This window comes from Oribacterium sp. HCP28S3_H8, assembly GCF_052064775.1.
Classification (GTDB): domain Bacteria; phylum Bacillota; class Clostridia; order Lachnospirales; family Lachnospiraceae; genus Oribacterium.
In genome coordinates this window covers 301416-322073 of the sequence record NZ_JBQHUZ010000002.1, presented here as the reverse complement: position 1 = coordinate 322073, position 20658 = coordinate 301416, and the positions used below count along the sequence as shown (strand labels likewise).

Sequence of the window (20658 nt, the reverse complement as noted above, 5' to 3'; positions counted from 1 at the left end):
ACCGCAGCAGCTTCCTGTGCATCACTCATACTGCTGGTCGAGCTCCAGCGCTTTGGTTACGACACTATAGGAAAACCCCTTCCGCATCAATGACGCATAAAGCTTCCTGCGTTCCTCTGCAGTCATAGCAGAGACATCCCGGACCTTTTTCCGGATCTGAAGTCTCACTGCCTCCATCTCGGATTCCGTACCTTCCGTCTCCCGGAAATCCTGCATTGCCTCCTTTATCGTCTCCCTGTCTACACCACGCTGATATAGCTTCTGTTCGATCTCGCGCAAAGACTTGGATCCCCGGTAAAGTCGGATCAGATGCTCCGCATACCGTAAATCATTAAGATAATCATATTTTTTGAGAAACTCCATTGTCTCGTCGATAATCTCATCCGGATACTTGCCGGATTTCTTAAGCTTTGTACGGAGGCTCTGCTCCGTTTTTTCAGAATCCGTAATCAGATAGAGGCATCGTTCCTTACATCGGTTCAAAAGCCTGTCCCGATCAGAAAGTCGTTTCGGATCCAGATTATACTCTGTTTCCTCACCGAACTCTGCCTTAAAATCCTCAAAATTTTTCATTGTCTGCTGCTTTCTTATTCATCATTGAAAAAGCCGGATATTTCCATCAGGAAATATCCGGCTTTGGGTTCCATATGTAGTATGGCTTGTAACATATGTGGCATGATCCTGCTGCACTTCAGGTATTGATTCTGTCCTATGCCTGAACAAAATCATGTATGCTCAGCGCTGTCTCGTTGTCTCAGGCTTCCGGCTGATCCGGATCTTCCGCGCCTTCCGGGGCTGCCTGCGCTTCCGCCTGCTCATAGGTATCTACCGGCAGTCCGTATTTCTCCCGCACCTGGTTCTCGATCTCTGCAAGCACACGGGGATTATCATGCAGGTAGACCTTAGCATTTTCGCGTCCCTGCCCAATTTTATCTCCCTTATAGGCGAACCATGCGCCGCTTTTTTCCACAATATTTTCATTCACTGCAAGGTCCAGGACATCGCCCTCTTTAGAGATGCCGGTACCAAACATGATATCAAACTCACACTGCTTAAAGGGTGGTGCGATCTTATTTTTTACAATCTTGACGCGTACCCGGTTACCGGATGCATCTCCGTTTTGCTTCAGTGTCTCGATTCTGCGGATATCCAGCCGGACAGAAGCATAGAATTTAAGTGCGCGTCCGCCCGTAGTTGTCTCAGGACTTCCAAACATCACCCCGACCTTCTCACGCAGCTGATTGATAAAAATCAGGATACAGTTGGATTTGGAAATCACAGAGGTAAGCTTGCGCAGTGCCTGCGACATAAGCCGTGCCTGCAGTCCGACATGTGAGTCACCCATTTCTCCGTCAATTTCCGCCTTAGGTACCAGCGCCGCAACGGAGTCAATGACCAGAATATCCATTGCGCCGGAGCGTACCATGGTTTCCGCAATCTCAAGTGCCTGTTCACCGGAGTCCGGCTGAGAAATATAAAGGTTATCAATATCCACCCCGATATTGGCGGCGTATCTCGGATCCAGGGCATGCTCGGCATCAATAAAGCCCGCAATGCCTCCTCTTTTCTGCACCTCCGCAACTGCATGCAGCGCAAGCGTCGTTTTACCGGAGGATTCCGGTCCAAAGATCTCTATGATTCTCCCTTTAGGATAACCACCGGCACCAAGCGCAATATCCAACGAAAGTGCTCCTGTCGGTACGGTCTCTATGTTCATGTTGGCGCCGGACTCACCCAGCTTCATGACGGAGCCCTTGCCGAAATTCTTTTCAATCTGCGTTAAAGCCACATCCAGAGCTTTAAGCTTTTCATCGTGATCCTGATTTATATTTACAGGAGCTTTACTGGTTTTTGCTGCCATTTTATCCTCCAAGCATTTAGGAAACGTATGTTCTCATTTCGGATTTTATTGTAATCGGAAACAAAAACAGTGTCAAGTATTTCCTGTTTCCGAAGCGGTCGCCTGTATTATAGCATGGAAAAATGACATCTCCTATACTCCATATCCGGATAATATCCGTAAAAGGATATGGTTCACAAAAAACATCTCATCTACGGGAATCTCCTGTCTCAGGTTCCCAGCGTCATAATGCCAAGGTTTACGGCTGACTCATAATTAAAAACCGCCTGATGATACGCCATCCTGGCGGTTTCCACTGCATTCGCTTTATTGATGTAATCCAGCTGCAGCGCCTCATAATCGGATCTGCCCACAAGACCTGCCGCATCCATACGATCAGCACGCTCCTTTTTAAGTCTTGCAAGCTCTTTGGAGGTCTCGGCATTTTGATATTCCGTCTGTTTCTGACGCACTGTGGCAAGCAGATTGGTCATGGAAATCCGGATTTCCTGCTCCGTGGATGCTATCGTAATTTCCTTTTTATCCCATCTGGTGAAGTTCTTGTCCTTTATACGCAGCGCCTGCCCATACGCATAATTCTGCTGCATTGCCGACTTAATATCTGCTTCCAGGTTTCTCGTGTCTGCATATCCGAGATCATAAACTGGTAAATCTCCAAAGGTAATGTTCTGATATGTATGCGCATTCCATCCGAGGTTTACTCCTACGGTTCTCCGGATTGCGTCCAGACCCTGATTGACCTGGTCCAGGTTATTTTGCGCGCCCGTAAGATTCAGCTTTGCGCCCTGGACATCCAGCGCTGTTGCCGCTCCCAGTGCCTGCTGTTTCACAAGCTTATCGTACTGTGTCTGATACCACTGCACCTGCTGATTGAGAAGCTTCTGTGTAAGCTCCAGATTTTTATAGGAAAAAATTGCTGTCTGCATCCCGTAGGTCATGGACTTTTTTCCATTATAGATGGATCCGTTGGCTATGGCACGCACTGCTGCATCCTTCTGATCTGAAATCTTGTCCTGCTCATCCTCAATATCGTTAAGCGCGGTATCTCTTGCGCGTTTCATCTCATGGATCTGCTCGTCCAGCATCTTCTTTACGTCTGTATCTGTTACATTGTCTCTCTGATCCTTGAGATCATCAATGGCGGAGTCAAACTGATCCTTGGTATCCCGGTAGGTGTCCCGGTATGCCGCATTCACATCATCAAAGCCAGACGTCATGTTCTGAACCAGACTGTCCTCCATCTTGGCAAGGATACTATATTTACCTACCAGATCCTGAACCTCATTAAATTCAATTACATTATCCTCAAGATTATAGCCGGAGACGCGTTCCTCTGCCAATGCTGCCGATGCAACTGTGCCCACCAGCATCAAAAAGGCAAGCGCTCCCGCCGCGATCTGCAGCATTCGCCGCTTTCTTTCCACCTTGCTTCTAGCCATATTTCAGCCTTTCTCTATCTATAAAAGATCTATAAAAGTTACCTGATGCGGATCCCTCCCGCATCAGGCTTTACTTAAACAAAATATATTGATCCACCCTTATCCCGCGTGGCAAGCATGCTGAAATCACTCAGGATGCATCTGCTGTCGCGATCCCATCTCGACCGGCAAGATAATCATAATACTCTGTTACAAGTGAGTAGTCCGCTATATCTGCGGTAAGCTTTGCGACATTGGCATTATATTCTGCTGTTTCCAGATCTCTTTGGCTTGCGGCACCAGTTGCATAGCTTCGCTTCACCTTATCCAGTGCTGCCTGGGCGTTACTAAGGGACAGCTTTGCCTGATCCAGAGAGTTTTTGGCGCTCTTCACGCTGTTAAAGCGGGCAATCATATCCGAGCGGACGCTCTCCTTTTCATTTTCCACCGTTGTGCTGAGAGACCCGATCTGCGTATCTGTAGAGGAAACCGCGATTTTTCTTTCATTAATCAGGATAGCGAAATTGTTAGCAAGTGCCGTCTGTGTATCCTTGGTAAGATCCATCGTGGACAGCATTTCCTCTGTCACCATCGGGATCGCACAGATTTCCGGGTTGTCATTGTATTTCCAGCCAAGGTTCACAAGCACCAGCTGTTTCGTCTTGTCTGCCAGTGTCTGATCGCTTGTAAGCTTTGCCTGGGCGCTCTGCATCGTTTCCTGGGCTGTCAGCACATCCAGCTGCGTTGCCTGGCCGACGCTTAGCTTCCGTTTCTGCATCTCATAGAGTGACGCAGCATGGTCCGCCGTCAGCTGATCCATCTGTCGCTGCAGGTCCGTCGTATAAATACTGATGAGACTTTTGCGAATCTGCTCTGTCACGGTTTTTTCCGTCTGCCGGATAGAGAGCTCTGCTGCCTGCTCATCGGTCGCCTGCGCCGAGGTGTCCACCCCCTGTGCCGTAGTACTGGTCTCATATTGCAGATTGGCGTACGCCTCCAGGATTTCATTGTTATTGGCAGCATTCATAGACGCATCATATGACTGCTGGATCTGATCCAGTACGTCCTCATAATCAATGTTATATTTACCACGGCTCTGGCTCTCTCTGAAATCCAGCCAGAGTGAGGAAACCGTCGGATTGTATTCGCGTACCAGATCCTGCAGCTCTCCCCACTCGATTTTATTGTCGCGGAGCGTTGCCCACTGTGCCGCATCTCTCGCCTGCTCCACAGAGCTCTGGTGCGGCGTCATGGAAGTGTTGGGATATGCAGCATAAGCTATCCCTGTCGGTATCATACTTGCCGCAAGAAGCAGCGTAAAATATTTGAAATGATGTTTCATATTACATGCACTCCTCTAACATTTATTCTCCCTCGGAGTAGGTCCAGTCTATATACGCCTTCTCAGCGGAGAGTCTGCGTTTATTTTCCTGCTCCGGATTTTTCCCCTGCATATATCCGGGGGTCCGGTACATCCCTGGAAATATTTTTCTTTTTACGATTCATAACCGAGTAATACACCGGCAGCATCAGAAGCGCAAGAATGGTGGAAGCCGTGAGTCCGCCCACATCCACGAGTGCAAGACCCTGCATCATTGCTCCATTCTTACCAAATCCAATTGCCATCGGCACCATGGATACAACCGTAGTAAGCGTTGTCATCAGGATCGGACGCAGTCTCGTCGCACCGGCTTCAATCAAAGCCCTGCGGATCGGCATCGCCATGCGATACTGGTTGACTGTGTCAACATACAGGATACCATTATTAACTACCGTTCCGATCAGCATCAGGAATCCAAGCAGGGACGGCATGGAAATCGGTGAATCTACAATCCAAAGCAGGAAAAACGATCCGATCAGGGAAAATGGAATCGTGGTCATAACCATGAGTGAAAATCTCATCGACTCAAACTGCGCCGCCATGACTACAAATACCAGGAAGATGGCAATAACAATCGCCATTCCCAATGCGCCGAACTCCTCGTTCATCATCCTCATCTGCGAGTTCTCTGCAATGCTTACTTCATTATTAAGATGCTTTTTGATAACTTCTTCATCAATGGTCTGTTTGGTCCTGGCATCTGCGCTGGTTGTATAATCTGCTGTGATCGTTGCCTGATACTTCCTGTCATCACGCTGGATGGTCGCAGGTGAATCTTCAAAGCCGATATCCGCAAGATCCTCAAGCTTTACCGATGCACCGGTCGGCGTCGAGAGATAAATGTCCTTGACCTTCTCAAGGTTATTGTATTCATCCTTTGGATACTCAACCATGACAGACACATCCTGATCGTCCACCTGCATGGTCATGGCTTTTTTACCGGAAAGTAAGAGATTTAACTGCTGTCCGACCTGCACCGGAGAGATCCCCTCGGCTGCAGCCTTCACCGGATCTACATGGACTTTAACCAGCGGTGCCGCATTTTCCATCGTGGAATGCACTGCCGTAACGTCAGTCCTGCCCTGCATGTCCGATACAATGGCATCGGATGCCTGTTTCAGCTTATCATAGTTTGTCGCTGTGATGATGGTCTGATACGTCTCCTGATTGGTGGACATCGTAGACATCATACTCTGGGACTGTACGGTAATAACCGCGTTAGGCGTACCATCCAGCTCTTTCCTCCAGAGATCCGCCTTCTCCTTTGTCGACATCGCGCGGTCATCTTTAAGATATGCGGTTACCGAACTGCCACCGCCGCTCACCATAGACTGCAGCCCGGAACCACCGGCACTCACCATATAGTTATCTGTATCCGGGTCGGCGGCTACCAGGTCCTCAATCCCCTTAAGGATTTTGTCCTGCTCCTCGATCTTTAAGCCGGGACGCATTTCCACAGAAATCGCCACCGTACCTTCATCCGTCTGTGGCATGAGCTCGGAACGAAGCTGTCCTGCCAGTACAAAAGATAAGATCAGCAGCGCCACAGAGGTAACCATAACCAGCGCCTTATGGTTGAGAAGCCGGTCCATAATGGAGCGGTAGCCATCCTGCAAAATCCGCACTCCACGGTATGCGGGCGCCTTGGTATTTTCCGTCGGACGGTACATCACATAACAGAGCGGTACAATCGTCACTGCGGAAAGGAGTGAGGCAATCATACAGAACACAATCGTAAAACCGAGCGGCGCAAAGAACTGTCCGGAAAGACCATGCATAAAGCCAAGCGGCAGGAATACGACACAGGTCGTAATGGTGGAACCCATAACGGATTCACCAACCGTTTTGATGGATTCGATCGCCGCCCTGCGACGGGAGGATCCATTGATATCCGTGTAATGATCCATCGCACGGAAGCATACCTCCAGGACAACCGTAGAGTTATCCACCATCATACCAACACCAAGTGCGAGAGACGACATGGTAATGGTATTCAGTGAGTACCCCATCGCCCACATACAGATGAGCGCTACAAGGATCGACAGTGGGATTGAGGTACCTACAATCAGCGATGCCTTTACATCGCCAAAGAATATATAGATGATGACCATGGAAATGATAACTGCCATGATGATCGTCTGGAACACCGAGTTCAGGGAGCTTGTAATGGTGTCTGCAGAGTCCTGAATGACGGCGATCTGGAGGTTTGCGTCCTTCGCCTCAAGAGCCTTGATTTCCGCCATGACGTCCTTGGAAAGTGTCACCGCCGAGTCAGACTGGGTCTTGGTGATGGAAAGCATGATCGTATCGGAACCGTTGTAGCGTCCGATCGCGGTCTTGTCCTGAAGTGCCAGCTTGACCATGGCAATGTCCTTAAGGTAAATCGTATTGCCGTTTCCGGTGATAATCGGAATATTCTGTAAGTCCTGCACATTGTCATAATCCGCGCCGGTGGAAACCGAGAGATCCTGTGAGCCTACACCAGTCGTACCTGCCGGATAGGTAAAATCGGCTGCGCCGACAATCTGTGCCACGGTGGACATATCCAGATGATACTGCGCCATCTTTTCCGGAATCAGCTGCACCTGTACATACTCTGCCTGTCCGCCGGAGGTATCAACCGATGCCACTGTAGACAACTTCTCAAGCTCCGGCTCGATCTCATTCTGCACATAATTCAGCATATTATCCTGCGAAGGGTTATTTACCGCAAGATACATGGATGGCTGATCGTTGATGTTCATTTCCAGGAAGCTCGGATCGCCAGCATCGTCCGGGAGATCTGCCTTAATGGAATCCATCTTCTTTTTAAGATCATCATATGCCTGGTCCATATCTGTGCCATAGTTATACTGAACCATAACCATCGACATGTTGTCCATCGCATAGGAACCGATTTCCTTTACATTGGAAAGCACGGCTGCACCATCCTCGATGGGCTTTGTCACCAGCTTATCAATATCCTCCGGTGATGCGCCCGGATAGGTGGTTGTAATAATCATCATGGGCATATCGATCGAACTCATCAGCTCAAGCTTTGAGTTCATAATCGCCATGAATCCAAAAAACACCAGAGACAGGACCGCCAGGAAGGTAGTAACCGGTCTTCGCAAGGTGAATTGTGTTAACTTCTCCATACCTTTATACTGCCTCCTGCTTACTGCGCTGCTGTCGTCTCTGCCGCTTCTCGGGAAGCGTCTGTTTCGCCTCCGATAATATTGCCATTTTCATCAATAATCCGGACCTTGGCACCGTCATAGAGCTCATCGGTCCAGCTGGAAACGATCTTATCCGATCCGTTGAGTCCGTCCGCGACTTCGATATTCTTATCATCCGAGAGATCCGTGGTAATTACCACTTTATGTACCTCGCCGGCAGCTTCATCATATGTATAAACATAGGACTCTCCTGCTGCGTAAAAAACACAGTCCAGCGGAATCAGCATGGTATTATCATGCTGCTCTGCCGTAACCCGCACCTTACAGGAGGTTCCGTCCGGCAGTGCCTGGGCATCCGTAAGCGTTGCCTCAATCGGGAACAGACCGGTCTGAGCATTCGCCACTGATCCAATATCCGAGACGGCTCCATGATACTCGGAGCCCTGCTTCTCGACCACAACCTCTCTGCCCATTTCCAGGTTGTTAAGCATTTCCTCTGTGACATTAAAATCCACGGTTTTGGCTCCTGTGCCGGTAATCATACAGAGCTGCGTAGACTGCGCCACCGTGGCATTGACTGTCATTGCCGTATTTTGCACGGTTCCTGCCGCCGGCGCTGTGACCGTAGCATAGTCCTTAAGGTTATTTACCTGAAGCTGTGCGGCATCGACACTGGACTGCGCCGCTTTTACTGCATTTTGCGCGGCTGTTGCCTGTGCCTGTGTGCTCTCATACTCCTGCGCGGAGATGTCTCCTGCCTGATACAGCGGTGTCATACGGTTTAATGCATCCGTCGCTGTATTGGCCTGCACCTGGGCGCTGTCCCGCTGTGAAGTCGCTGCCGAGAGCTGAATCTCGGCGGCATCCAGCTGATCCTTGACATCAATGCGTGCAATCGGGTCGCCTGCATTCACCGTATCTCCATTGGAGACATAGACCTCCAGGAGCTCTCCGGCAACCTTAGGCATAACATAATAGGTATCCGATGGCTGGATCGAGCCGATGAGCGATTCCTCACTGGCAATGCTGCCGCTGGAGGGTTGTGTTAATGTGACTGCCGGAAGCTCCTTGGTCTGCAGCTCCTCCTTTGGTTTATTGATCCTCGTAAAAATAAGTCCTGCTGCAGCAGCAATCACAACCACAGCTGCTGCAATTTTAAATCCCTTTTTCATAGTTATAACTCCTCACCATCTCTATACTCTACATGCATCTTCTGTAAAGCCGCAGCCCTGATTCCAGGCGCAGCACCATATTTTACAAAGTCAAGATAAATGTCAAATTCCTGCATCAGATTGTCTGCATGCTCATGGTCCGCAAGAATCTGCAGCAGGAAGATCCCTGCGATATGCCGCACATACTGGAACAACACCCTGAGCGCCTCTCTCGATTTTGTAAGATCTATACAGTCCGGACTAATATGGTCCAGCAGCCAGTCCAGCTCCTTATTGATTTTTTCCTCTCTTTGCTCTCTGGAACGGAGCGCATTAAGCTGTATGAGATTTCCGGTTTCCAGAAACATATTAAGACTTTCCTTTACGGCGGTTGTTTCGCGAATGCTTACAATATAGCGTATCCACTCTTTCTCCGCTTTCCAGAAATCGCCATGAAATTTAAGCAGCAGCTCTCTGTTCAAAATTTCATTTTTTTCATCCAGATCCTCTAAAACATACGCCAGGATGTCTCTCTTATCTTCAAAATACGTGTAAAAGGATCCTCTGGAAATCCCGGCAGCTTTGACAATCTGATTGATCGAAGCTTCCTCAAAAGGCACTTTAGAAAACTCTTCCCTCGCAGCTTTGATGATACGCTGGCGTTTTTCCTCATCCAGCTTCATGAACCGCTCTGACGGCATGAACTTCCTCCCTCATATATCATGTGCTAAAAATAATGTCTTAGTTACAGATGCCTCACAGGACCAAAAACTGCCTGCGCAAAAGTGACACCCTGTCACTCTGAGACTTTCTACAGTATAGTGACAATCTGTCACCCTGTCAACAAGCACTTGATTCTTGCTTATGTTTATTATAAAATACAATCTAGCCTTTACATTGTATACAGTCGACAGTTTCTTTGTCAGGATGATCACGGAGACACATATGGAATTACTAAAGCTGCAGGCTTATGGAAAAATAAATCTTTCCCTGGATGTACTCAGGAAGCGTGAGGATGGCTATCATGATGTCCGCATGATCATGCAGACGGTAAAGCTGCATGATAACATTGATCTTTATCGTACCAAAAGGCCGGGGATCGAGATTCACACCAATCTTTCCTTTCTGCCTGTAAACGAAAACAATCTCATGTATAAGGCGGCAAAGCTTATCATGGATGAGTTTCACATTGAGGATGGTGTACGACTGGATCTGAAAAAGGTGATTCCCGTATCCGCCGGCATGGCAGGAGGCTCTACAGATGCCGCATCCGTCCTTTATGGTATGAACCGGATGTTTGGTCTCGGTCTCACGGATGCGGAGCTGCGGGCACGCGGCGTAACCCTGGGTGCGGATGTACCGTTTTGTCTCATGCGCGGGACCGCGCTCTCCGAGGGGATTGGAGAAATCCTGACTCCCCTTCCGAAGCTTCCGCACTGTTCCATTGTGCTTGCAAAGCCCGGCATTTCCGTTTCCACCAAGCTTGTGTATACAAATCTCCATGTTTCCGAGCTTCCTCCGGAAGCGCACCCCAATGTAGACCGTGTGATCACAGCTCTGGAGCAACAGGACTTAAAAGCGGTTGCAGACAATATGGGAAATATCCTGGAAACCGTTACATCCAGAAGTTATCCGGAAATCGATGCGCTGAAAGAAAAAATGCTGTCATTTGGCGCACTTAACTCTATGATGTCAGGCTCCGGATCAACGGTATTTGGCATTTTTGACAATGCAGCCAAAGCCAAGCTGTGTTATGAATCGCTCCGGTTTGGTAAAGACCGTGAGCTTGCAAAACAGGTATATCTCACTGAACCCTGGAGGTGAAAAATGAGTGATTTTACAGTTAATATGAATGAATATCTCCCGCTTCGGGATCTCGTCTTTAATACCCTGCGTCAGGCGATATTAAAGGGAGAGCTGAAGCCCGGTGAGCGTTTGATGGAAATACAGCTTGCAGAGAAGCTCGGTGTTTCCAGAACCCCGATCCGGGAAGCAATCCGGAAGCTGGAGCTGGAGGGTCTGGTCCTGATGATCCCAAGGAAAGGTGCCGAGGTTGCCAAGATTTCGCACAAGTCTCTGCAGGATGTGCTGGAGGTCCGCGGCGCTCTGGAAGAGCTTGCCACGGATCTTGCCTGCCAGCGGATCACGGACGAGGAGCTTGAGAGTCTCCGTAAAGCGGAGGCACATTTTAAGCAGGTGGTCAGCTCCGGTGGCAATGAAATGCAGATTGCAGAGGCAGACGAGGCATATCACGACATCATTTATAATGCATCCGGAAATAAAAAGCTGGTGCAGATGATCAATAATCTCCGGGAGCAGATGTACCGGTATCGCCTGGAATACATTAAAGACGAGGCAAAACGCGGTACACTCATTTCCGAGCATGAAAAAATCCTGGAAGCAATCCGTCTTCGGGATATTATCCGTGCCAAGGCATTAATGAAAGAGCATATTGATAATCAGGAAATGACCGTATCCAGAAATCTCGAGGAAGGCGAGGATGAGGATGAATCCGCCAAATCCAAAGCCGGAACCCATACACAGAAAAAAGCATAATAATCGTAAAGCCCCCCGGCGGATATTTTGTCCGCCAGGGGGGCTTAATTTATTACGATTACTGTATCACATGCATCTCCAGCGCCAGTAGTTTACGTTTCACCGGTTGATCCCATATAGCCGGTCTGTATCTATGCATATATTAAGATTTATATCTGCTTATACCTGTAGCTTCCTGTTTTACCGTCGGCTTTCATGGCAGGTAAAATACAAAATCTGATACTCTTCCGCAATACAGTTTAAAAAGCGAATTGCCCTTCTGAGCTTATCCTCATCCAGATTGACAAACGGGTCGTCCAGCAGGATAAAGGGATGCTCCTCCGGATACATCGCTTCGATCCATGCCATCCTGCGGCAGATAGACACAAGGTCCTGGCAGCCATCACTTAGCGTCGATGTCGTATGGCTTGCTCCATCAGATATCAGTATGAGATTGTAATCCGCATCCATCCGGTATGGCACATCCTCACTCCCGGTCATCATCTGATAATACTTCCGGAATGCCTGCATCAGGGGTTCCATATATGCTCCGGAGAATTTCTCTTTGGCAGCCGCAAGATGATCCCGGGTAAGCACCAGCAGTGCATATCGCTTTTCCAGCTCTGAAAGCTCTCCTTTCTTTGCCTGATATGTCCTTTCCTTTTCCGAGAGCTCCGTAAGCCTCTGCTGAAGCTCTGTGATCTCTCCCCCGGCGGCACGGATCACATCCGCTGCATGATTCCGTTGTTCCGTCGTCGCGGTAAGAATCCTGCTGAGTCCTGCCAGCGATTCGGTCTCTCCTGCAGGCTTTTTAAGCCCGGCATAGCGCGATACATCATGCGATTCCTCAAAGGAATCCCTTTCTCTTGTTTTCTGGTAAAGCTTCTGCTCACATACATTCAGGTCACTCAGCCGATGATAGCGGATCAGATCGCGTCCAAGCTTACGCAGCAGTACAAAGCGGTTAGGATGCCTCCTTTCCAGCTCATCCTCCCCGGTGTCTCCCGTTTCAAGCTCCTCCTGTTCTGCCCCGGGATAGTCAAAATCCGGATAAAACCCGCCAAGGAAACGATTGACTTTGCCATTGAGCCGTGCAATCTCATGGGAAATCCTGGTTTCTCTTTCCGAAATATCTTCATTGACTCCGGAAGCAGGATGAGAAGCCGCTCCAAAAAGCATGGATACAATACCTATGCCCAGTACCAGAGCTCCCGGCATAGGCTGAGACGTTAGAACCAGCAGCACAATGCCCGCCATCACAAGGAGTACGCCAGGCAGCAGTCGATAGATTGAAAGCTTTTTTCCGGGACTATGCTTATATTCCTGCAGGAGCTTTAATTCTCTCTCATTTAAAAAACGGACCCTGAGAAGCTCCTTTTCCGTTCGTTGGAGATCCTCCTCTGTAGGGAATCCATGTTCAAATGTCTGTGTAAGCCGGTTGAGCTCAATCGAAGCCTGCCGGAGCTTATCCTCCTCTGACATTTCAGAATCCGCACCGCTAAAGCATCTCTCAAGATCTGACTCAAGCTCCGCACGAAGCTCCTCGATATCCTCCCGGATGCGATCATACTGCGCCTTCTCAGACGCCAGGTCCTGATACCGGGACAATGCCTGGAAGCGTCTTTGTATTTCCTCAATATCCCGGCTTAGCTTAATACTTTGCTCTCTCGCCTTGCAAAGCGTGCTGCCGGCATGCTCCATCCGTGCCTCAAGCTCCTTCTGCGGCTTCAATTCCCCCTCGATCTTCTCAAGCTCAAGCCTTAGCCGGAAGATGCTTCCGGTACGCCGGTTCGGAGAAATGGCGTTGATTTCATCCCTGAGTTTCGCGGAAACCCGGGCATACTGACCCATATCATCCGCATCCGCCTCCACATTTCCGATCTTTGCATGGATATCTGAGGTCACAGAGGATGCCACTGCCTGCTGCCCGATAAAAATTGTATTACGGAATGATTCCTCATCCATCTGAAATAATTCCACTCCGATATTTTCCGTATAATCCTGAGATGCGAGATTCGTCTCCGCATTGTAAAGCGTAAACCGGTCCTGGCTTTTACGCTCTCCAAAGACTCTCTCAATACGATAGGACTTAGTACGTGTCGTAAATGTCAGCTGACCACCAAACACACCTCCCTGCCAGGGCATGTATCTTTTCCGGTCATTTTCACTTTCCTCCGTCTTCCTCTCACCGGACAGACCGTAAAACATAACCCGGATAAACGCGGCAAGCGTACTTTTACCGGCACCGTTTTCCTTAAGATAGGTATTCAGTCCATCCGTAAAGGAGAGATCCAGATCATGGAGCCGCCCGAAATTTGCAATATGACAACTGATGAGCTTCATAGGCTCTCCCCTCTCAGGAGGCGGATTCCCATCTCAATCACCTCTGCTTTGGCGTCATCCGGAAGCCTGCTGTCTCCCATAACCGATCTCACAAACTCCCCCTTAAGACTCTTGTCATTCTGAAACCTCTCCGGGTGCAGAGATAACCTTGTTTCATCCATGATTCTGACAAAAAAGCCTCTCCCCGCAAACGCCGTCCTAAGATAGGTCATATTTTTATCCGCATCCATCTCCAGCTCACCCGTAAGCGTAATCTGATAGAGATCCCGCTCTTGATATTCAGGACGCATCAGTGCCGTGCGAATGCTTCCTGCCATGGCTTCACTCGTTTCATCCCCGGTAACGGAAACATTCAACGACCAGTAATGACGGGACGCGATATCCACTCTCTGACGAGACATAACTCCGGAGGTCTCGTTTACATCAAGAAGCACAAAGCTTCTGCTGCCGCACTCATCAAATCCCCGTCCCTCAAGGCAGCCGGCATAGCACCAGGTTCCTCTCCCGTCAAGCTGTCCCTCACAGGGCTGATGGATATGTCCAAGCGCCAGATAGTCAATATTTCTGTTTCTTAAATCCGTAAGAGAAATCCGAGGCGCCGAGACGTTTTTAACTTGAGCGCCTGCGCCGGAGCCTGCATGATACTCCGTTACTTCTCCATGCAGCATGACAATATTACAATCCGGCTTCCGCAAGACAAGTCCGTCTGCGAGCGGTTCCGGCATCTCCTCCGGAAGCTCCCGTCCTGCAATGACAATCCTGTCCGAAAGCCGGTATTTTTTCCATTTTCTGTCAAACGTAAAGAGATTGCGAGGCCTCTCCTCCAGGAGATTTAAGAAGCTGTCCTCATCGTGATTTCCTCTCAGATAAAAGAAGGCAATGTACGGATGATGCCGGATCGAGTCCAGCACTGTCTGCATCGTAGTACGGCTCACCGCCGCAGAATCAAACATATCTCCGGCAATGAGAACTGCACGTACCTTATACTTCCCGGCATACTCCATAAGAGACATCCAGGTATGAAGCAGCTCCTGTCGTCTCACCTCTGCCTGTTCTTCTGTAAGGTTTCCCGTCATCCTGCTGTCAAGATGCAGATCCGCCGTATGAATCAGTTTCATAAATATAATTCCTGCCTCGCTCATCATGCAAACATTTGTACTTGATTATACTATGCTTTACTTAGCGTGGCAAGGTCGACCGGATGACTCCTAAGACACGCCCTGCCGGAGCTCTACCGGATTACTCCAGATAACCACCGAACTGAAGCTTTTTTAAACGTCCTTTGTGCGTATGAATTGCAAAAATCAGAATTCCATACACCATGATAATGGTTGTCAGTCCTCCCACAATCATGCTATGGCCGCCCAGCAGCATAAACAGGGCATACATCAGAAGGATGCTGAACACAATACCGATAAACTGTCCGTCTTTATGGAACGCCGGCTTGCAGTACTGCTCCGTTAAGAGAATCAGGCAGTAGTAGGCAGCCATAGTCAGCACAAGAAACAGCGACTTTTGAAACTCCACCATCCCCTCCGAAGCCCTTGCCACAAGCTCCAGGGCAATGGTTGTAGAGTTAATCGCCAGGATCAGAGCAACATGAATCGTGAGATAACCAAGTCCCGATGTATTACGGTTATGATCCAGTACGTTATCATAAAAGAAGCCGTAAAGGAGGAACATACCGATCACAATCAGAAACGCCATGACGTTATGGATCAGGCTTTGTTGCTCTGTAAAAAATGAGGAAATGCCTATAATCATTTCTCCAAAGGTAAGAATCACAAGCAGGAGACATCTCTCGGACAGATGCGGAAAGTCGACAGACCGCTGCCGATAGAGCCTGTGCTCCAGAGCCTTGGCTATATAACCAAAAATAAGTGCCACAGGCGAAACAACGATTCCGGTAAGCTGATGGATCGGTATGGACAAAAGGATAATTACCGCCTCCACAAGCATGGTAGTACAATTGGACCGGAGGATCCGGTGATCCAGCTCGTCAAGATGTGTGCCGAAATACATCTTATCCCAGTTACGATACGCAAGATTCAGCATAATCAGTCCCCATGCTCCATGGTATCGGATATAATGATTCAGCCACTCACTGTTGGCTCCATCCGCCATATAGTACAGGAGGTACATGTTGATAAAAATACTGATATAATCACGCAGTGACTTCCGCCCATAACGGTTAAAAAACATGGTTGTATTGTACCAGACCTGCAGGATGACTACCGTTAAAAATAAAAAAGTAGCAATCAGTCCCAGCGGTGGAAAGCCCTCAACGTCATGAAATAGCGCATTGATCGTACGCAGACTGTATACAAAAATAAGATCATAAAAAAGCTCGACATACTCAACCTTTTTTTCGACTTTTTTGCCCTGATCCATGGTGTATTATCCCCCTTAACGCATCCTGGACAGGCACATCCCGATCAAGCTGGGAAACGCCCGATACTATCTACAAAAACACTATACTTTGGAAATCGACGCTTTTCAATCATGGCATTTTATAAAATACAAAAAAATGAGAGCAGGTATCCCCACCCTCACTTTTTAAAAATGCGCGTTTTAAAAAATTGCAATTTATGTTTTAAATTGGTATTTAAATTACTATAAGTTCCGTACAAAGAAGCTAAAGCAGTTTCACCCTAAAGCTTAGGATCAAAGCGTCTTGCCGGTCAGCATATGATATGCTTCACGATAGAGCTCCGCAGTCTTGTCAACAACCTCCTGCGGCAGTGTCGCATGATTATCCGGATTAGCCTTCAGCCAGTTTCTTACATACTGCTTGTCAAAGGATGACTGTCCCTGTCCTTCCTTATATTGGTCCAGTCTCCAGAAGCGGGAAGAATCCGGGGTCAGCACCTCATCTGCCAAAATGACATTGCCATCCTCATCAAGACCAAACTCAAACTTTGTATCAGCAATGATAATGCCCTTGGAAAGTGCATAATCCGCGCACTTCTTATATACGGCAATCGTTGCATCCTTAATCTTGGAAGCAATCTCCTTACCGCGTCCCGGAAAAACCTTTTCCAGCACATCAATCGACTGCTCAAAATTGATGTTTTCGTCATGATCTCCAAGCTCAGCCTTGGTCGATGGAGTATACAGCGGCTCCGGCAGCTTCTGGCACTCTACCAGTCCCTCCGGCAGCTTCATACCGCAGATGGTTCCATCCTTTTTGTAGTTTTCCCATCCGGATCCGGTGATATAGCCGCGCACGATACATTCAATCGGGATCATGGTAAGCTTCTTACACAGAGTGGATCTGCCCTCAAATTTTTCATTCTGGAAAAACTCCGGCATATCCTTAACATCTACAGAGATCAGATCATTCGAAATCACATCCCTGGTAAGATCAAACCAGAACTTGGACATCTGCGTCAGCACCTTGCCCTTATCCGTAATCTGATTGTTGAGAATGACATCAAATGCAGAAATCCGATCTGTTGCCACCATTACAAGCTGATCGCCAAGATCATAGATTTCACGAACCTTACCTTCCTTAACAGGCTTAAATTCAGTCATTGGAATACCCTCCATGTATCATGTTGCATCTTTAGTATCATGCCCTCCCGTAACGGTCAGGCTACCGTCATCGTTAGTATAAAACTTTTTGGCAAGTTCACAACAAAAATTTTACGATACTTTATTAAAGAACAATTTTGAATAATTTATGGAGGGTATTTGTCTCACCTTATTCTGCAGTCTTGGCTTCATTGATTGCGGAAATCATCTTGGGAACCACATCAAAGAGATCTCCGACAATACCATAATCCGCAACCTCAAAAATCGGTGCCGCAGAATTGGAGTTCACAGCAATGATGAGATCTGAGTCCTGCATACCTGCCTTATGCTGGATCGCACCGGAAATTCCAAGTGCCACATAAATCTTAGGATGTACGGTCTTACCGGTCTGACCAACCTGACGATCCTCGGTAAGCCAGCCGTTCTCAATCGTAGGTCTGGAACCGGCTACAACACCACCGCCAAGTGCTTCGGCAAGCTCCTCGGCAAGCTTCTTACCCTTTTCCACATCCTTGCTGATACCCATACCAACAGCAACAATGATATCTGCACCTACAAGATCCACTGTCTTCTTGGTGGATTTTACCACCTCCAGTACCTTGGTCTTAAGGTCATCCGCGGAAATGTGCACCGGATACATCTCTACTTCGCATGCGTCTGCCTTTGCCTGATCAAATTCTGCCTTTTTCATAACGCCCGGACGCACAGTAGACATGCACGGACGGAATCTCGGGCAGATAATGGTTGCCATCAGGTGACCTCCAAATGCAGGACGTGTCATCTTAAGATTGGTATCTGCCATATCAAAGTTCTGAGAATCTACATCTATTGTCGAAGCATCTCGCAGGAACTGCACATACGTGTTCATATCAATATCCAGATGTGTGCAGTCAGCGGTTAATCCGGTATGGAGTCTGCCTGCGCATCTCGGTCCAAGGTCACGTCCGATGGTCGTTGCACCAATCAGCAGCACCTCAGGCTTCTTATCCATGACAACATCACAAAGCACCTTAGCATATGCATCTGTTGTATAAACCTTAAGGGATGGATCATCGCAAACAATAACCTTATCTGCACCATATCCACCCAGCTCCTTGGCAATACCCTCGACATGATCGCCAAGCAGTACACCAACAAGCTTTGAGCCTCTCTGATCTGCGAGCTTTCTGGCTTCACTGATCAATTCAAAATCTGTGTTCTGAAGCTTGCCGTCACGCTGCTCGCAGAAAACCCAGATATCATGAAATTCCTCGATATTTGCACTATTATAAGCCATATCTTTTCCTTTCTGTATTACCCGTGTATAGCCATCAGATTACATGCTTTTTTGCAAGCTTAGCGGCAAGCGCCTTGGCCGCTTCTTCAGCTCCACCCTCAAGCATCTCTACCTGTCCCTTCTGAGGCGGTGTAAATGACTTAAAGATATTGGTCGGGGAGCCCTTAAGTCCGATGGTATCCGGCTCAATCAGAGGCTCATCCTTCAACGCATTGTAATCCAGTACCGTGATAGGCTTATCAAAGCAGTCAAAGATTCCCTTAACTGTCATATACCGCGGATTGTTTAATTCCTTAATGCAGGTGATCAGACATGGAGTCTTAACCTCGACCTCCATATAGCCATCCTCCAGCATTCTCTTTACCTTTAATACATCTCCGTCCTTCTTGATGTCTGCAGCATAGGTTACCTGTGGAAGACCAAGCTTCTCCGCGATCTGCGGACCAACCTGAGCAGTATCACCATCAATTGCCTGCCGTCCGCAGAAGATAATATCATCCTTGCCGATGCCTACATGATGGAGTGCTGCGGCGATAATCTGAGAGGTTGCGAATGTATCGGATCCGCCAAACTCGCGTCCGGAAATCAAAATGCCGTCATCTGCACCCATTGCAATCAGCTCACGAAGCATACTTGCCGCTGGAGGTGGTCCCATGGTAACAACCGTGACCTGACAGCCTGTAGCATCCTTGAGCTCCAGTGCAGCCTCGACTGCATTCATATCATCCGGATTGGTGATGGTTGCCATGGAAGCACGGTCCAAAGTACCGTTTTCCTTAACCGCAACCTTGCCTGATGTATCCGGAACCTGCTTAGCACATACAAAAATTCTCATGTCCGATTCCTCCCATCAATGTAACAGCGCGCCAGAGATTACCATCTGCTGAACCTGACTTGTGCCTTCATAAATACTGAAGATTCTGGCATCACGATACATGCGCTCGATCTTATATTCCTTTATATATCCATAACCTCCAAAGATCTGAAGTGCCTTATATGCAACACGGTTCGCCATCTCTGCAGCATAGTACTTGCACATTGCACACTTAATGTAATTATCCTTAACTCCGGCATCCATTTCCTGCGCCGCCGTATAAACCATGCATCTCGCTGCTTCAATCTCTGTTGCCATTTCTGCAATTGCAAAGCTGACCGCCTGGTTCTTGCAGATCGGACGACCAAACTGAACTCTTTCCTTGGAGTACTTGATCGCTTCTTCCAGGCATCCCTGTGCAAGTCCGAGGGACTGAGCGGCTACCCCGAGACGTCCACCATTCAGTGTCTTAAGTGCCGTCTGGAAGCCCTTGTCCTTTGGTCCGAGAAGCCATTTCTTGTTTACCCGTACATTGTCAAAGCTGATATCCGAGGTCGGATAACCGCCGATGCCCATCTTAGCCTCAGGCTTACCTGTGCTGATACCGGGAGTCTTCATATCTACGATAAACATTGAGATTCCCTTGCTGCCCTTCTGTGTACGGTCTGTTTTGGCATAAACCACAGCATAATCCGCAAACGGCGCACCGGAAATAAAGCACTTACGTCCATTAATGATATAATCATCTCCATCCTCAACGGCGTAGGTCTGCATGCTTCCGGCATCGGAACCGGCACCAGGCTCGGTAAGTGCAAAAACAATATGCTTTTTACCTGCCGCTACATCCGGCAGAATTGCCTGCTTCTGCTCCTCTGTTCCGCACATCAAAATCGGCCCTGCACCAAGGGAATTGGGAGTATTGACATAAATTGTGGCAACCGGCATCACTCTTGCAAATTCCTCACCCATAATCATATAGGTCAGCGTATCTGCTCCCTGTCCGCCATACTCTCTTGGAATTTTTACACCGGTAAATCCGTATTTTGCCATCTTGGCATACAGCTCTTCATCAAATTCTCCGGTTGCATCCAGTCTGTCCTGGATTTCCTTTGTAAATTCAGTTTCAGCAAAATTACGGAAATTCTTTCTCAGCATTTCATATTTTTCTGAAAGAACCATGCGTACTC

16 protein-coding genes are annotated in these 20658 nt (G+C 48.3%); 2 read left to right on the top strand and 14 right to left on the bottom strand.

Translation table 11 applies throughout. The features are described 5' to 3' along the window. Positions 1-21 precede the first annotated feature (21 nt). The 7 genes from ACTNEN_RS03555 to ACTNEN_RS03525 form a co-directional block, all read right to left on the bottom strand. Positions 22-573: a regulatory protein RecX gene (locus tag ACTNEN_RS03555; RefSeq protein WP_441204702.1), complete on the bottom strand. Its 552-nt coding sequence runs from the start codon at positions 571-573 to the stop codon at positions 22-24. A gap of 181 nt (positions 574-754) precedes the next feature. Beyond that, a complete protein-coding gene (gene recA / locus ACTNEN_RS03550) occupies positions 755-1861 on the bottom strand; it encodes a recombinase RecA (protein ID WP_441204701.1) in 1107 nt (368 codons plus the stop codon). A 209-nt stretch (positions 1862-2070) separates the two neighbouring features. Beyond that, on the bottom strand, positions 2071-3300 hold the full coding sequence (locus ACTNEN_RS03545; protein WP_441204700.1) for a hypothetical protein: 1230 nt from the start codon (positions 3298-3300) through the stop codon (positions 2071-2073). 130 nt (positions 3301-3430) lie between these two features. Beyond that, positions 3431-4621 (bottom strand): TolC family protein, encoded by a 1191-nt coding sequence (locus tag ACTNEN_RS03540; protein WP_441204699.1) that lies wholly within the window; start codon positions 4619-4621, stop codon positions 3431-3433. A gap of 80 nt (positions 4622-4701) precedes the next feature. Beyond that, complete coding sequence (locus ACTNEN_RS03535) at positions 4702-7797, bottom strand: efflux RND transporter permease subunit (RefSeq protein WP_441204698.1); 3096 nt, start codon at positions 7795-7797, stop codon at positions 4702-4704. A 20-nt stretch (positions 7798-7817) separates the two neighbouring features. Then, the gene (locus ACTNEN_RS03530; protein ID WP_441204697.1) at positions 7818-8990 is read right to left on the bottom strand and encodes an efflux RND transporter periplasmic adaptor subunit; all 1173 of its coding nucleotides are present in this window, start codon (positions 8988-8990) and stop codon (positions 7818-7820) included. A 2-nt stretch (positions 8991-8992) separates the two neighbouring features. After that, complete coding sequence (locus tag ACTNEN_RS03525) at positions 8993-9670, bottom strand: TetR/AcrR family transcriptional regulator (protein WP_441204696.1); 678 nt, start codon at positions 9668-9670, stop codon at positions 8993-8995. A gap of 244 nt (positions 9671-9914) precedes the next feature. Between ACTNEN_RS03525 and ispE the strand changes: the two genes are divergently transcribed. Together ispE and ACTNEN_RS03515 are read left to right on the top strand one after the other, a co-directional pair. Further along, positions 9915-10793 (top strand): 4-(cytidine 5'-diphospho)-2-C-methyl-D-erythritol kinase, encoded by an 879-nt coding sequence (ispE, locus tag ACTNEN_RS03520; protein ID WP_441204695.1) that lies wholly within the window; start codon positions 9915-9917, stop codon positions 10791-10793. Positions 10794-10796: 3 nt separating this feature from the next. After that, positions 10797-11525 (top strand): GntR family transcriptional regulator, encoded by a 729-nt coding sequence (locus tag ACTNEN_RS03515; RefSeq protein ID WP_441204694.1) that lies wholly within the window; start codon positions 10797-10799, stop codon positions 11523-11525. Between the two features lie 180 nt (positions 11526-11705). On the opposite strand, the gene ACTNEN_RS03510 is transcribed toward ACTNEN_RS03515, so the two are convergent. From ACTNEN_RS03510 to ACTNEN_RS03480, 7 genes are all read right to left on the bottom strand, one after another. Continuing rightward, positions 11706-13847 carry an ATP-binding protein gene (locus ACTNEN_RS03510; protein WP_441204693.1) on the bottom strand — a complete coding sequence of 714 codons (2142 nt, stop codon included), beginning with the start codon at positions 13845-13847 and terminating at the stop codon, positions 11706-11708. After that, entirely contained in the window at positions 13844-14965 is a 1122-nt protein-coding gene (locus ACTNEN_RS03505; protein ID WP_441204692.1) for a metallophosphoesterase family protein, read from the bottom strand. The genes ACTNEN_RS03510 and ACTNEN_RS03505 overlap by 4 nt, the downstream gene beginning before the upstream one ends. A gap of 121 nt (positions 14966-15086) precedes the next feature. Beyond that, positions 15087-16238 (bottom strand): low temperature requirement protein A, encoded by a 1152-nt coding sequence (locus ACTNEN_RS03500; RefSeq protein WP_441204691.1) that lies wholly within the window; start codon positions 16236-16238, stop codon positions 15087-15089. Positions 16239-16511: 273 nt separating this feature from the next. Next, entirely contained in the window at positions 16512-17381 is an 870-nt protein-coding gene (locus tag ACTNEN_RS03495) for a phosphoribosylaminoimidazolesuccinocarboxamide synthase (RefSeq protein ID WP_441204690.1), read from the bottom strand. Positions 17382-17550: 169 nt separating this feature from the next. Then, complete coding sequence (acrA, locus tag ACTNEN_RS03490; RefSeq protein ID WP_441204689.1) at positions 17551-18657, bottom strand: acryloyl-CoA reductase electron transfer subunit beta; 1107 nt, start codon at positions 18655-18657, stop codon at positions 17551-17553. A gap of 34 nt (positions 18658-18691) precedes the next feature. After that, entirely contained in the window at positions 18692-19492 is an 801-nt protein-coding gene (acrB, locus tag ACTNEN_RS03485) for an acryloyl-CoA reductase electron transfer subunit gamma (protein WP_441204688.1), read from the bottom strand. Positions 19493-19507: 15 nt separating this feature from the next. Next, entirely contained in the window at positions 19508-20650 is a 1143-nt protein-coding gene (locus tag ACTNEN_RS03480) for an acyl-CoA dehydrogenase family protein (RefSeq protein ID WP_441204687.1), read from the bottom strand. Positions 20651-20658 lie beyond the last annotated feature (8 nt).

Excerpts from the sequence above, each read along its gene's own strand:
- ACTNEN_RS03535 (WP_441204698.1), bottom strand. The coding sequence starts at position 7,797 with ATGGAGAAGTTAACACAATTCACCTTGCGAAGACCGGTTACTACCTTC.
- acrB (WP_441204688.1), bottom strand. The coding sequence starts at position 19,492 with ATGAGAATTTTTGTATGTGCTAAGCAGGTTCCGGATACATCAGGCAAG.
- ACTNEN_RS03515 (WP_441204694.1), top strand. The coding sequence starts at position 10,797 with ATGAGTGATTTTACAGTTAATATGAATGAATATCTCCCGCTTCGGGAT.
- ispE (WP_441204695.1), top strand. The coding sequence starts at position 9,915 with ATGGAATTACTAAAGCTGCAGGCTTATGGAAAAATAAATCTTTCCCTG.
- recA (WP_441204701.1), bottom strand. The coding sequence starts at position 1,861 with ATGGCAGCAAAAACCAGTAAAGCTCCTGTAAATATAAATCAGGATCAC.
- ACTNEN_RS03505 (WP_441204692.1), bottom strand. The coding sequence starts at position 14,965 with ATGAAACTGATTCATACGGCGGATCTGCATCTTGACAGCAGGATGACG.
- ACTNEN_RS03555 (WP_441204702.1), bottom strand. The coding sequence starts at position 573 with ATGAAAAATTTTGAGGATTTTAAGGCAGAGTTCGGTGAGGAAACAGAG.
- ACTNEN_RS03500 (WP_441204691.1), bottom strand. The coding sequence starts at position 16,238 with ATGGATCAGGGCAAAAAAGTCGAAAAAAAGGTTGAGTATGTCGAGCTT.
- ACTNEN_RS03545 (WP_441204700.1), bottom strand. The coding sequence starts at position 3,300 with ATGGCTAGAAGCAAGGTGGAAAGAAAGCGGCGAATGCTGCAGATCGCG.
- ACTNEN_RS03540 (WP_441204699.1), bottom strand. The coding sequence starts at position 4,621 with ATGAAACATCATTTCAAATATTTTACGCTGCTTCTTGCGGCAAGTATG.
- ACTNEN_RS03510 (WP_441204693.1), bottom strand. The coding sequence starts at position 13,847 with ATGAAGCTCATCAGTTGTCATATTGCAAATTTCGGGCGGCTCCATGAT.
- ACTNEN_RS03525 (WP_441204696.1), bottom strand. The coding sequence starts at position 9,670 with ATGCCGTCAGAGCGGTTCATGAAGCTGGATGAGGAAAAACGCCAGCGT.
- acrA (WP_441204689.1), bottom strand. The coding sequence starts at position 18,657 with ATGGCTTATAATAGTGCAAATATCGAGGAATTTCATGATATCTGGGTT.
- ACTNEN_RS03480 (WP_441204687.1), bottom strand. The coding sequence starts at position 20,650 with ATGGTTCTTTCAGAAAAATATGAAATGCTGAGAAAGAATTTCCGTAAT.
- ACTNEN_RS03530 (WP_441204697.1), bottom strand. The coding sequence starts at position 8,990 with ATGAAAAAGGGATTTAAAATTGCAGCAGCTGTGGTTGTGATTGCTGCT.
- ACTNEN_RS03495 (WP_441204690.1), bottom strand. The coding sequence starts at position 17,381 with ATGACTGAATTTAAGCCTGTTAAGGAAGGTAAGGTTCGTGAAATCTAT.